This is a genomic window from Arenimonas daejeonensis (genome assembly GCF_007993735.1).
Lineage (GTDB): Bacteria > Pseudomonadota > Gammaproteobacteria > Xanthomonadales > Xanthomonadaceae > Arenimonas > Arenimonas daejeonensis.
Genome location: NZ_CP042453.1, coordinates 2,765,299 through 2,778,102 on the forward strand (window position 1 = coordinate 2,765,299; position 12,804 = coordinate 2,778,102).

Consider the following 12,804-nt stretch of genomic DNA (forward strand, 5'->3'; position numbering starts at 1 on the left):
CCGCCACGCGGCCACCTCGTGGTCACCTTCGGCGGGTTAGGCTTTACGCATGAAGCGCAAACCACCCGCGATCAGCGCCGAGGATGCCGCCCTGTTCCGCGAGGCGATCGGCGAAGTGCGGCCGCTGGATCCGCCGCCGCCCGCGCCGGAGCGTCCACGACCCGCGCCGGAACCCCGCATGCACGCGCGGGACGAGGCCGAGGCGCTGGCGCAGTCGCGCACCACGACCTGGATGGAAGCCACCATCGATGCCGCCGAAGCCCTGAGCTACCGGCGCAACGAAGTCCCGGAAAAGGTGCTGAAGAACCTCAAGCGCGGCCAGTACAGCATCGGCGGCGAACTCGACCTGCACCAGCTGCGGGCGCACGAAGCGGAACGCTGGCTGCGCGAGTTCCTGGCGCAGTCGCGCGCGCAGGGCGTGGCCTGCGTACGCATCATCCATGGCAGGGCTTGCGCGCCGCCGAGGGCGGCTCGGTGCTCAAGGCCCTGGTGGACCGATTGTTGCGGCAACGCGCGGACGTGCTGGCCTTCGCCTCCGCGCCGGAGGCGATGGGGGTACCGGCGCCGTCCTGGCCCTGCTGGCCCGCAAACGCGCGACCGAGCAGGGCCCGTCCGCCTAGACCTCAATCTTCGTCGTCGCCCCTGGTCGCGCGGCGGATTGATCCAGAGCACTTCGACGCCGGCCTGGCCGCTGACGTACTCGACGTTGGCCATGTATTCGGCGTCGTACTTGGTCGCGCTCGGCTGTTTGCTGACCGGCGGATCACCGGTGGTGGCGCAGGCCGCAAGCAACAGGCTGGCGGAAGCAAGGCAGAAACACTTTCTGATCGTGTTCATGGCGGACTCCTTGGGCAGGAAAACGCCAAGTCAGAATACTCCCGCCGGTTGCATCCGCAAGTGCCGGCCCCGGGGCGTTTCAGCCCTCCCGGGGCGGCTCGCTGACGTCGCCCAGCGCGTCCAGCAGGCCGGTGGCATAGGCGCCCGGCGGCAGGCCGAAATCCAGGCGCAACTGGCCAGGTTCCAGCCATTGCCATGCCAGGCCGTCCACGCGCACACGCAGGGCCCGGCGCTCCTGTTTCATGCCGGCCGCTTCGAGGCCGGCCCGGAGCTCGGCGAAGGGGGCCACGGCCGCCTCCTCCGCCTCGCGCACTGCGCCGGTCGGACGCAGTTCGCCCAGACCCCACATCGGGCCGGTCGGGTGGATGTCCTGGCGGCTGGCACGTGCCGCCAGTTCCTCGCTGGCCGGTTCGGGACCGAACACGCTCTGGGTGCCGTCCAGCATCCAGACCTCGCCCTCGGCGCCGCTGGCCCAACTGCCGTCGGCGACACGCTCGGCCAGCACCGCATTGAAGATCTCCGAGCGCGCGGCGGAGAGGTAGATCGAACGCTGGTCGCGATGCACGCGCTGGCCGGCGAACATCCGTCGCGCTGACTCGACGTTGTCGCCCTCGCGGCCGAAACGCTGCCCGCCGAAATAGTTCGGCAGTCCCTTTGCCGCGATCGCCTGCAGGCGCTGTTCGATCGCGACCGGATCGCCCTCGACGCCACGCAGCACCAGGATGAAACGGTTGCCCTTGAGCGCGCCACGCGGCAGCTTGCGGTTGTGCCAGACGGAGGCGAGCACGCGCAGGTCGTCGGACACCAGCTCGGCCAGGTCGGGCGCCACGCGCTTCGGGAAGTGCACCGAAAAGCGCTGGCGAGTGACGGCGTGGCGGTCCTTCATGCCCGCATATCCGACCCCCATCTCGGGGATGCCCGCCCAGCGGGCGATGCGTTTGGCGGCGTGCGCGGTGTTCATGCCGCGTTTTTCGACCGTCAACAGCAGATGCTCGCCCTGCCCCGCGGCCTCGAAGCCATCCACTTCCTCGACCTGGAAGTCTTCGGGCTGGCTGCGGAACAGCGCCGACAGCACCGGACCACCGTGGGCGCGCGGCAACCCGCTCACGCGCGCACCAGCAGGGCGACGGCCATCGCCGCCAGGCCTTCTCCGCGGCCGGTGAAACCAAGCTTCTCCGAGGTCGTCGCTTTCACGCTGATGACGTCCGGCTCCACACCCAGGTCGGCGGCAAGGTGCGCGCGCATGGCAGCCGCATGCGGCGCCACCTTGGGCCGCTCGCAGACCACGGTGACGTCGGCATTGCCCAGGCGCCAGCCGCGTTCGGCCAGCAGGCCGGCGCAATGGCGCAGGAACACGCGGCTGTCGGCGCCTTTCCAGCGCGCTTCCGAGGGCGGGAAATGCACCCCGATGTCGCCCAGGGCCAGCGCGCCGAGCAGCGCGTCGCACAGCGCGTGGATCACCACGTCGCCGTCGGAATGCGCCAGCACGCCGCGCTCGTGCGGGATGCGCACGCCACCGAGCACGACATGGTCGCCTTCGCCGAAAGCATGCACGTCGTAACCCTGGCCGATGCGGATGTCTGTCATGTCACGGCGCCCGGTTCTGGGAAAGGATGAATTCGGCCAGCGCCAGGTCGGCGGGCGTGGTGACCTTGAGGTTGTCCTCGCTGCCTTCGACCAGCACGGGCTTCAGGCCCAGTCGCTCCATCGCCATCGCCTCGTCTGTGACTTTCACCCCGGCATGCAGGGCCGCCAGCAATGCACGGGTGAGGCCACCGCGACGGAACAGCTGGGGCGTCAGCGCGCGCCAGAGCCAGTCGCGTGGCTCGGTGGCCTGGCTGTGGCCGGTGGCATCGGCACGCTTGAGGGTATCGCGCACCGGCGCGGCCAACAGCGCGCCGACCGGATCGGCCTGGCCGACGGCAAGCAGTCGTGCCAGGTCGACGGCACGCAGGCAGGGGCGCGCGGCGTCGTGCACCAGCACCCACTGGTCATCGTCCACCGTGGCCGGCAGCGCCTGCAGGCCAGCCAGCACCGAATCGGCGCGTTCACCGCCACCGACGCAGGCCAGCACCGGTTTGCCGCCCAGCTCGCGCCAGCCCGGCCACCATGGATCGTCGGCCGCCAGGGCGACCACGACACCGTCCACATCGTCATGCGACAGCACGGCCAGCAGGCTGTGTTCGATCAGGGGCCGGCCGGCCAGCGTGAGGTACTGCTTGGGCGTCTCGCCACCAAAACGGCTGCCGCGGCCGGCGGCGGAACGACCGCCCAGGTCATTGCCCCGGCTCCGGCGTATCCGTTTCCAGGTCGTCGGCCGGTTTGCCGGCCTCGGGTTCGACCACGCGGTAGAAGGTTTCGCCCGGCTTGATCATGCCCAGCTCGCTGCGGGCGCGGTCCTCGACCGCGGCCTCGCCCGACTTCAGGTCCTCGACCTCGGCCTCCAGCGCATCGTTGCGCTGCTGCAGGCGCGCGTTCTCGGTGCGCTGTTCGCTGACACGCTGCTGCAGCGCACGCGCCTCGCCCAGGCCGCCCTCGCCCCACCACAGCTTGTACTGCAGGCCCGCGAGGACCAGCAGCAGCAAGGCGAGCAGGCCCCAGCGGCGCAAGCGCGGACTCAGCGCTTGAGGCTGACGAAGGCCGCGCGACCGGCGTAACGGGCCTTGGCGCCCAACGCTTCCTCGATGCGCAGCAGCTGGTTGTACTTGGCCACGCGGTCGCTGCGGCACAACGAACCGGTCTTGATCTGGGTGGCGGTGGTGGCCACCGAGATGTCGGCGATGGTGGTGTCCTCGGTCTCGCCCGAACGGTGCGAGACGATGGCGGCGTAACGATTGGCGTCGGCCATGGCGATGGCCTCCAGCGTCTCGGTGAGCGTGCCGATCTGGTTGACCTTGATCAGGATGGCGTTGGCCACCTGCTGGTCGATGCCGTCCTTGAAGATCTTCGGGTTGGTCACGAACAGGTCGTCGCCGACCAGTTGCACCTTGCTCGTCAGTCGCTCGGTCAGCAGCTTCCAGCCGGCCCAATCGTTCTCGGCCATACCGTCCTCGATGGTGATGATCGGGTACTGCGCGCTCCAGCCGGCCAGGAAATCGACGAACTGCTCGGACGTCAGGCGCTTGCCCTCGCCCACCAGGTTGTACTTGCCGTTCTCGAAGAACTCGGAGCTGGCCACGTCCAGGCCCAGCAACACGTCTTCGCCGGCCTTGTAGCCGGCCTTGCCGATGGCCTCGAGGATGACTTCGATGGCTTCCTCGTTCGACTTCAGGTCCGGCGCGAAGCCGCCCTCGTCGCCGACTGCGGTGCCCAGGCCCTTGCCCTTGAGCACCGACTTGAGCGAATGGAAGATCTCGGTGCCGCAGCGCAGCGCCTCGGCGAAGCTGTCGCAGCCCACCGGCAGCACCATGAACTCCTGCATGTCCACGTTGTTGTCGGCATGCGCGCCGCCGTTGATGATGTTCATCATCGGCACCGGCAGCACGGCCTCGCGGCCCGCGGCCAGGTGCGCCCACAGCGGCTGGCCCTTGGCGGCGGCCACGGCATGCGCGTTGGCCAGCGACACACCCAGCAGCGCATTCGCGCCCAGGCGGCCCTTGTTCTCGGTGCCGTCGAGGTTGATCAGCTTCCTGTCCAGGCCCGCCTGGTCGGCGGCGTCGAAACCCTTGAGCGCCTCGGCGATCGTCGTGTTGACGTTGGCCACCGCCTTCTTCACGCCCTTGCCCCGGGTAACGGCTCTTGTCGCCGTCGCGCAGCTCCACCGCTTCCTTGGTGCCGGTGGACGCGCCCGAGGGCACCATCGCGCGGCCGACGTGGCCGCTGCCCAGCGTGACTTCGGCTTCAAGCGTGGGATTGCCGCGGCTGTCGAGGATTTCGCGGGCGTGGATCTTAGAAATATTCATTGTTGGCAACTTCCATCGCACTCAAGAGGGAATCTGAAGGGCTGCAATCCACGGAGGCCGCGGCTGCCATGATCTGCATGACTTCGACCATCGACATCTGCCGGCGCACGTTGTCCGGATAGGACTGTTCGCTTCCTTGCCCGATGGCTGCGCCGAACGCCCCCAGGGCCTGCAGCGCCTGACGGGTGGCTTCCACCCGCCCCGTCTCATCCAGCGCGGCCAGGTCGCTGGCCTGGCCCAGATAACGCCGGGACGCATCCTGAAGGCTGTCCGCAAGGCCCGCCTGGACGATCATCTCGGGCAGGCGGCCATCGAAATCCCGGCGCGTCCTGAGTCCATCCACCACGCAGGCCTGGTATGGGGCGTAGTCGGTGGACAGTTTCGTCAGCAGGCCGTCCCCTGCAGGTTCCGGCCCGCGCGAGCAAGCGACGCACAGCGCCAATACCGGCAGCATCACCCCGATCACGCGCCTCACAGGAGGCCTCCGGGAAGCCGTTTTTCTTGGTGATGCGGTCAAGCTCGACCAGGGTCTCGAGCAGGGCCGCCATCTTCGGCAGCGGCCAGGCGTTGGGGCCGTCGCTGAGCGCCTTGTCCGGGTCGGGATGGGTTTCCATGAAAATGCCGCTGATGCCCACGGCCATCGCCGCGCGCGACAGCACCGGCACGAACTCACGCTGGCCACCGGACTTGCCGCCGGCACCGCCGGGCAACTGCACCGAATGGGTGGCGTCGAAGACCACCGGACAGCCGGTGTCGCGCATCACGCTGAGCGAGCGCATGTCGGATACCTCGGGTTGTTGTAGCCGAACGACGCACCGCGTTCACAGGCCATGATCTGCTGGTTGCCGGTGGCACGCGCCTTGTCGGTGACGTGCTTCATCTCCCAGGGCGAGAGGAACTGGCCCTTCTTGATGTTCACCGGCCGGCCGGCGCTGGCGACCTTCTGGATGAAGTCGGTCTGGCGGCACAGGAAGGCCGGCGTCTGCAGCACGTCCACCACCGAAGCCACTTCCTCCATCGGCGTGTATTCGTGCACGTCGGTGATGACCGGCACGCCGATCTGGCGTTTCACTTCGGCCAGCACCTTGAGGCCCGCTTCCAGGCCGGGACCGCGGAAGCTGGTGCCCGAGGTGCGGTTGGCCTTGTCGAAACTGGACTTGAAGATGAAGTTGATGCCGAGCTTGCCGGTGATTTCCTTGAGCTGGCCGGCGACGTCGAGCTGCAGCTGCTCGGATTCGATCACGCAGGGGCCGGCGATCAGGAAAAACGGCTGGTCAAGGCCAACCTTGAAACCGCAGAGGTCCATCAGGCACTCGCCTCCTTGAGTAAGCGGCCACCGGCTTTCTGTTCGCGGGCGGCGCGGATGAAACCAATGAACAGCGGATGGCCGTCGCGCGGCGTCGAAAGGAATTCCGGATGCGCCTGGCAGGCGACAAACCAGGGGTGGTTCGGCAGTTCGACCATCTCGACCAGCAGGTCGTCCATGGACTTGGCGCTGATCACCATGCCGGCGTCCTCGAGCTGGGTGCGGTAGCGGTTGTTGAACTCGTAACGGTGGCGGTGGCGCTCGCCGACCACGTCCTTGCCGTACAGCTCGCGGGCCCGGGTGCCGGGCTTGATGCGCTGGTCCTGCAGGCCCAGGCGCATGGTGCCGCCCAGATCGGATTTCTCGTCGCGGCGCTCGATCTCGCCGCTGGCGGTACGCCATTCGGTGATCAGGCCGATCACCGGGTGCGGGCTGTTGCGGTCGTTCTCGGTGCTGTTGGCGCCGGCCAGGCCGGCGACATGGCGGGCGTAGTCCACCACCGCCGCCTGCATGCCGTAGCAGATGCCGAAATACGGGATGTTGTGTTCGCGGGCGTGCTGCGCGGTCAGCACCTTGCCTTCGAAGCCGCGGTCGCCGAAGCCGCCGGGCACCAGGATGGCGTCGACACCGTCGAGCACCTTCACGCCGTCCTTCTCGACCTGCTCGGACTCGAGCCAGCGCAGCTTCACGCGGGTGCGCTGGCGCAGGCCACCGTGCTTGAGCGCTTCGGACAGCGACTTGTAGGCGTCCTGGTGGTCGATGTACTTGCCGACCACGGCCACGGTGACTTCGTCCACCGGATGTTCGACCGCGTCCACCACCGCTTCCCACTCGGACAGGTCGGCCGGTTTGGCCTTGTCTTCCAGGCGCAGGCGCTCGACCGCGATCTCGTCCAAACCCTGGCTGTGCAGCCACAGCGGCAGCTTGTAGATGTTGTCCACGTCCACGCAGCTGATGACCGCCTTCTCGTGCACGTTGGTGAACAGGGCGATCTTGCGGCGTTCGGATTCGGGCAGCGGTTTTTCGCTGCGGCAGACCAGGATGTCGGGCTGGATGCCGATCGAGCGCAGTTCCTTCACGGAATGCTGGGTCGGCTTGGTCTTGAGCTCGCCGGCGGCGGCGATGTACGGCACCAGGGTCAGGTGCATGAAGATCGCCTGGTCCGGGCCGCGTTCGGTGCGGATCTGGCGGATCGCTTCCAGGAACGGCAGCGACTCGATGTCGCCGACCGTGCCGCCGATCTCGACCAGGCCGACATCGAAGCCGTCGGTGGCCTCGAAGATGGCGCGCTTGATCTCGTCGGTGATGTGCGGGATCACCTGCACGGTGCCGCCGAGGTAGTCGCCGCGGCGCTCCTTGCGGATCACGTTCTCGTAGATGCGGCCGGTGGTGACCGAGTTCTTTCGGCTCAGGCGGGTGCGCAGGAAACGTTCGTAGTGGCCCAGGTCGAGGTCGGTCTCGGCACCGTCGTCGGTGACATAGACCTCGCCGTGCTGGAACGGGCTCATGGTGCCCGGGTCCACGTTGATGTAGGGGTCGAGCTTCATCATGGTCACGCGCAGGCCGCGCGCTTCCAGGATGGCGGCCAGCGAGGCCGCGGCGATGCCCTTGCCGAGCGAGGACACCACGCCACCGGTAACGAAGATAAGACGAGTCATGGGGATTGGGGGCGCTGGAAAACCGCATTCTACCGGCTGGGCCGCCCGGCGGCGAGAAACTTTTCGCGATCAAGGGCTTGCGCCCGGCAACCGGCCGGACCGGCTTGACCGCCCCGGGTCCGGCGCCCATCCTGCGGCCTCGCCAGACCGCCCGGAACCGAGTCCCCCGCCCGATGAACACCCGCTACAACGCCGCCGACATCGAAGTCCTCTCGGGCCTGGACCCGGTCAAGCGCCGCCCCGGCATGTACACCGACACCACCCGGCCCAACCACCTGGCCCAAGTGATCGACAACTCCGTGGACGAGGCCTGGGCGGCCACGCGAAGACGGTCGAGGTGACCCTGTATGCCGACGGCAGCTGCGAGGTCATCGATGACGGCCGCGGCATGCCGGTGGACATCCACCCCGAGGAGAAGATCCCGGGCATCGAGCTGATCATGACCCGCCTGCACGCCGGCGGTAAGTTCAGTGGCAAGAACTACACCTTCTCCGGCGGCCTGCACGGCGTCGGCGTGTCGGTGGTGAACGCGCTGTCGACCCGGGTGGAGGTGTTCATCCGGCGCGAGTCGCAGGAACACCGCATGGAGTTCCGCGACGGCGACCGCAGCTCGGCGCTGGAAGTGGTGGGCACGGTGGGCCGGCGCAACACCGGCACCCGCCTGCGCTTCTGGCCGGACCCGAAATACTTCGACACCCCCAAGTTCGCGGTGAAGGCACTGCGCCACCTGCTGCGCGCCAAGGCCGTGCTGTGCCCGGGACTGACCGTGAAGCTGTTCGACGAAGCCAGCGGCGAGCGCAACGAATGGTTCTACGAAAACGGCCTGCGCGACTACCTGCGTGGCGAACTGGTGGGCCGCGACCTGCTGCCGGCCGAACTCTTCGTCGGCCACCTTGGCAAAGAAGCCGAAGTGGTGGACTGGGCCGTGGCCTGGGTGCCCGAGGGCGAACTGGTGCAGGAAAGCTACGTCAACCTGATCCCCACCGCCGGGGCGGCACCCACGTGAACGGCCTGCGGTCCGGCTTCACGGATGCGTTGCGCGAGTTCTGCGACTTCCGCAACCTGCTGCCGCGTGGCGTGAAGCTGGCGCCGGAAGACGTCTGGGACCGGGTCAGCTACGTGCTCAGCCTCAAGCTCACCGACCCGCAGTTCAGCGGCCAGACCAAGGAACGGCTGAGCTCGCGCCAGGCCGCGGCCTTCGTCGAGGGCGCTGCACACGACGCGTTCTCGCTCTGGCTGAACCAGCACGTCGAGACCGGCCTGCAGATCGCCCAGTTGGCCATCGACCGTGCTTCGGCCCGTCTGAAGACCGAAAAGCAGGTCACCCGCAAGAAGGTCACCCAGGGGCCGGCCCTGCCGGGCAAGCTGGCCGACTGCATCAGCCAGGACCTGGGTCGTACCGAACTGTTCCTGGTCGAGGGCGACTCGGCCGGCGGCAGTGCCAAGCAGGCGCGGGACAAGGAATTCCAGGCGATCCTGCCGCTGCGCGGCAAGATCCTGAACACCTGGGAGGTCGAGTCCTCCGGTGTGCTGGCCTCCACCGAAGTGCACGATCTCGCCGTCGCCATCGGCTGCGACCCGGGCGTGGAGAACATCGACGGCCTGCGCTACGGCAAGGTCATCATCCTGGCCGACGCCGATTCCGACGGACTGCACATCGCCACCCTGCTCTCGGCCCTGTTCCTGCGCCATTTCCCGGCCCTGGTGCGGGCCGGCAACATCTTCGTGGCGATGCCACCGCTGTTCCGCGTGGACGTGGGCAAGCAGGTCTTCTACGCCCTGGACGAGGAAGAGAAGCGGATCCTGCTCGACCGGATCGAGAAGGAGAAGATCCGCGGCCAGGTCAACGTCACCCGCTTCAAGGGCCTGGGCGAGATGAACCCGGTGCAGCTGCGCGAGTCCACCATCCACCCCGACACCCGCCGCCTGGTGCAGCTGACGGTGGACGACGCCGACGCCACCCGCGGCCTGATGGACATGCTGCTGGCCAAGAAACGCGCCGGCGACCGCAAGGCCTGGCTCGAGGCCAAGGGCGACCTGGCCTCGCTCGAAGTGTGACCCAGCCCGCGAAAATGTGACCCGGTGGGTCAGGCGGCGATGGCCGTCTTGCCTCGCCCGGCTGCCGTCGGCAGTCTTCAACATCAACGATGGCTTGAACTTGCGGTTGCCGTGCCCCGGCTGGCACGCGAATTGCTTCTTGCCTCCTGATATGACGCATTCGCCGCCTACTCCCCGAAACGCCCAACCCCGCAAGGACCAGTTGTCGCGGTCGCTGATCCGCACGCTCGTGGCCCTGCTGGCCGGAGCGGCACTGGCGGTGGGACTGCAGGCCCGCGAAGGAGTCGACGCCAATCCCGGACTCTACCGCTACGCCATGGCCCAGAGCACCGCCTCGTCCGACTGCCCCTACGACTACGTCGAAATGGGTGCGGGCGGACGGAGCCTGGCGCTGTCGTCACGCCCCGGTGCCGCTACCGACGACGGCGGGGCGGTACTGGGGCTGCAGGTGCCGATGGAGCTGTACCAGTCGCCGATCCACGCCCTGGTCGTTTCGGGCAACGGCTACCTTGCGGCAGCCGGTTCCTGGAAGAAGACGACGGCAGCGACTTCAGCAACGACTGCGAACTGCCGGTACTGGCAAACAATTTTCCGGCGAGCCAGAACCGCATCTATGTCTACCACGACGACCTGCGGCCCCGAGCCGGCGGCAGCCTGCGCCAGGCCTATTTCCCCACCTGCCCACGCACCGGCGAAAGCAACGGCCCGGAAGCCTGCACCGTGATCGAATGGAACGGCTTCGAACGGGCCGGCCCCATCCCGAGCACTGTCCCGCTGGTGGCGCAGGCGGTGCTCTACCACGACAGTCACGAGATCGCTCTGCAGTACGCCTCTGTTGACGACAGCCTGGGCGGCCAGGCCACGGTCGGCCTGCAGGGGCTGGACGGCCGCGCCGCGCGCACGTTGGGCTGCAATGCTCCGCGGCTAGTCCGCGCCCGCCAGGCGGTCTGTTTTTTTGACCCCGGCAACGGCCGGATGACGGCTTACTTTTGGACACGCGCTGGCGCTGAACGCGCGGCTGCTCAACCCAGTCCGGCGCGCAGCAGGGCCTGCAGCAGTCGCTGAAGTTTCTCGGCCCGCTCCGGCGCGTAACGACCGGCATCTTCGTCCATGTAGGTGCACTGCGCGATTTCCAGCTGCACCGCGTCCACGCCCTCGGCGGGTTTTCCGTAATTGCGCGTGATGTAGCCGCCCTTGAAGCGGCCGTTCGCGATCCAGGTGTAGTCCTTCTGCGCGGCCAGCACCGATTCCAGCCGCGCCTGCAGCGCCGGAGAACAACTGGCTCCAGCAGCCGTGCCCAGGTTCAGGTCAGGCAGCCGGCCCTCGAACAGGAAAGGCACCACGCTGCGGATCGAATGTCCTTCCCACAGCAGCACGCGGCCGTGCTCGGCGCGCAGCCGCGCCAGTTCCTGCGCGAGCGCTTGGTGGTACGGGCGCCAATAGCGTCCGACCCGCGCCGCGACTTCATCCGCCGACGGTTCCTGTCCAGGCAGATACACCGGATCGCCGCTGAAACGAACCGCCGGACACAAGCCCGTCGTGTTCTGGCCCGGATAGAGCGACACATCGTCGGGCGGACGGTTGAGGTCGACCACGTAACGCGAATAGTTCGGCACCAGCACCGACGCACCGAGCCGGCGCGCGAAATCGTAGAGCCGGCTGACGAACCAGTCGGTGTCGGGCACGCCACGCGCTTCCGGGGTGACGCGCGCGGCGATGTCCTCGGGCAGCGCGATGCCGTCGTGCGGCAGGCTGATCAGCAGCGGTGCCTTGCCGCGATGCAGGGTCAGTACGTCCATGCCGGCAGTCTAGCGGGCGAAACGCGCCGGCGCGTAGGGCGCGGGATCGATCGCGGGCTCGCGACCGCAGACCAGGTCGGCGACCAGGCGGCCGGTGCCGGCGCTCATGCCCATGCCCATCATGCCGTGGCCGGTCGCCAGCCAGAGATTGTTGTTGCCCGGCACCCGGCCGATCAGCGGCAGGTCGTCCGGCGTCATCGGCCGCCAGCCGCACCATTCCTCGCGTTTGCTCGGCCCGACCGGCTGTTGCAGGTATTCGGCGGCGCCGCGTTCCAGCGCGTCCAGGCGCGTGCGGTTCAGGCGGTCGTCGTAACCGCTGAATTCCATGGTGCTGCCCAGCCGGTAACCGTCGGCCCAGGCGGTGACGCAGACGCTGCGCTCCTTGAGCACCAGCGGGCGGCGTGGTGCCAGCACCGGGCGTTCGTAGGTGATTGAATAGCCCTTGCCGGGCTGGATCGGGATCGGCATGCGGATCATGCGTTCGAATTCCGGCGACCACGCGCCGAGCGCCACCAGCACCTTGCCGGCGCGATGGCGGCCTTCCGTGGTCTGCACCGCCTCGATGCCATGGCGGCCACGATGCAGCCCGGTCACGCGCACGCCCTCCTCGATCACGCCGCCGGCGGCGCGCACCAGGCGCGCGAGTTCGGCGGTGTACCGTTCGGGGCGCAGTTGTGCATCGCCCGGGAAAAACAGCGAGCCGGCCATGCCCGGATGCAGCGCCGGTTCGTCGGCCGCCAGCATCGCGCCATCGAACACCTGCGCCTCGATGCCGAGTTCGGCCAGCAGCGGCAGGTCGCGCTGCTGTTTCTCCAGCGCGCGGGCACGGCGGAACACGTAGTGGAACCCGCCCGGCTCGAAGCCGCAGTCGAGCGCGTGCGAGCTCACCAGTTCCTCGATCAGCGCGCGCGAATGTTTCAGCATCGCGCCCTTGGCCAAGCCGCTGGCGCGCCAGTCGCGGTGGTTGCAGCGCCCGGCCGCGGTGCGCAGCCAGCGCATCAGCGCCGGGTCCCAGCGTGGCTTGATGTAGAGCGGTGCAGACGGCGAAAGCATCCAGCGCAGTGCCTGTCCGACCATGCCGGGCGCGGCCAGGGGCGGCGCGTGGCTGGGCGTGATGGTTCCGCAGTTGCCGTGCGAGGCGCCGCCGCCGATCCGCCCCTGTTCGAGCACCCGCACCGAGCGGCCTTCGGCCAGCAGGTAGTGCGCGCAGGCAAGGCCGATGACGCCACCCCCAGGATCAGGAC

General features: G+C 68.3%; 9 protein-coding genes and 5 pseudogenes. 4 read left to right on the top strand and 10 right to left on the bottom strand.

Going from position 1 to position 12,804, the window contains the following annotated elements; translation table 11 throughout:
• Window positions 1-49: 49 nt before the first annotated feature.
• Window positions 50-620 (top strand): annotated as a pseudogene (locus FRZ33_RS13625) (Smr/MutS family protein).
• Between the two features lie 296 nt (window positions 621-916).
• On the opposite strand, the gene truD reads toward FRZ33_RS13625, so the two are convergent.
• The 8 genes and pseudogenes from truD to pyrG all read right to left on the bottom strand — a co-directional run bounded on the left by truD (window position 917) and on the right by pyrG (window position 7,703).
• Window positions 917-1,945, bottom strand: a complete 1,029-nt coding sequence (gene truD / locus FRZ33_RS13630; RefSeq protein WP_146910264.1) for a tRNA pseudouridine(13) synthase TruD — start codon at window positions 1,943-1,945, stop codon at window positions 917-919.
• The gene (gene ispF / locus FRZ33_RS13635) at window positions 1,942-2,424 is read right to left on the bottom strand and encodes a 2-C-methyl-D-erythritol 2,4-cyclodiphosphate synthase (RefSeq protein ID WP_146910266.1); all 483 of its coding nucleotides are present in this window, start codon (window positions 2,422-2,424) and stop codon (window positions 1,942-1,944) included. Before ispF ends, truD begins: the two co-directional genes overlap by 4 nt.
• A 1-nt stretch (window position 2,425) precedes the next feature.
• Window positions 2,426-3,117 (bottom strand): annotated as a pseudogene (gene ispD, locus FRZ33_RS13640) (2-C-methyl-D-erythritol 4-phosphate cytidylyltransferase).
• The gene (gene ftsB, locus FRZ33_RS13645; protein ID WP_146910270.1) at window positions 3,114-3,446 is read right to left on the bottom strand and encodes a cell division protein FtsB; all 333 of its coding nucleotides are present in this window, start codon (window positions 3,444-3,446) and stop codon (window positions 3,114-3,116) included. Before ftsB ends, ispD begins: the two are co-directional and overlap by 4 nt.
• Before the next feature lie 8 nt (window positions 3,447-3,454).
• Window positions 3,455-4,739 (bottom strand): annotated as a pseudogene (gene eno / locus FRZ33_RS13650) (phosphopyruvate hydratase).
• Window positions 4,726-5,214, bottom strand: coding sequence for a hypothetical protein (locus FRZ33_RS15550; RefSeq protein WP_174754926.1), 489 nt, complete (start codon window positions 5,212-5,214; stop codon window positions 4,726-4,728). Before FRZ33_RS15550 ends, eno begins: the two are co-directional and overlap by 14 nt.
• A gap of 13 nt (window positions 5,215-5,227) precedes the next feature.
• A pseudogene (kdsA, locus tag FRZ33_RS13660) lies at window positions 5,228-6,045 on the bottom strand (3-deoxy-8-phosphooctulonate synthase); the annotation flags it as partial.
• Complete coding sequence (gene pyrG, locus FRZ33_RS13665) at window positions 6,045-7,703, bottom strand: CTP synthase (RefSeq protein ID WP_146910274.1); 1,659 nt, start codon at window positions 7,701-7,703, stop codon at window positions 6,045-6,047. The gene pyrG and the pseudogene kdsA, both read right to left, overlap by 1 nt.
• Window positions 7,704-7,876: 173 nt before the next feature.
• On the opposite strand from pyrG, the pseudogene parE reads away from it, so the two are divergent.
• The 3 genes and pseudogenes from parE to FRZ33_RS13680 all read left to right on the top strand — a co-directional run bounded on the left by parE (window position 7,877) and on the right by FRZ33_RS13680 (window position 10,826).
• Window positions 7,877-9,761: pseudogene (parE, locus tag FRZ33_RS13670) on the top strand (DNA topoisomerase IV subunit B).
• Between the two features lie 202 nt (window positions 9,762-9,963).
• Window positions 9,964-10,485, top strand: a complete 522-nt coding sequence (locus tag FRZ33_RS13675) for a hypothetical protein (protein ID WP_146910276.1) — start codon at window positions 9,964-9,966, stop codon at window positions 10,483-10,485.
• Complete coding sequence (locus FRZ33_RS13680; RefSeq protein WP_146910278.1) at window positions 10,482-10,826, top strand: hypothetical protein; 345 nt, start codon at window positions 10,482-10,484, stop codon at window positions 10,824-10,826. The genes FRZ33_RS13675 and FRZ33_RS13680 overlap by 4 nt, the downstream gene beginning before the upstream one ends.
• Here FRZ33_RS13680 and hutG read toward each other — a convergent pair.
• Together hutG and FRZ33_RS13690 are read right to left on the bottom strand one after the other, a co-directional pair.
• Window positions 10,784-11,560 (bottom strand): N-formylglutamate deformylase, encoded by a 777-nt coding sequence (gene hutG / locus FRZ33_RS13685; RefSeq protein ID WP_146910280.1) that lies wholly within the window; start codon window positions 11,558-11,560, stop codon window positions 10,784-10,786. The genes FRZ33_RS13680 and hutG overlap by 43 nt on opposite strands.
• Before the next feature lie 9 nt (window positions 11,561-11,569).
• Window positions 11,570-12,736: an NAD(P)/FAD-dependent oxidoreductase gene (locus FRZ33_RS13690; RefSeq protein ID WP_265468644.1), complete on the bottom strand. Its 1,167-nt coding sequence runs from the start codon at window positions 12,734-12,736 to the stop codon at window positions 11,570-11,572.
• Between the last annotated feature and the right edge of the window lie 68 nt (window positions 12,737-12,804).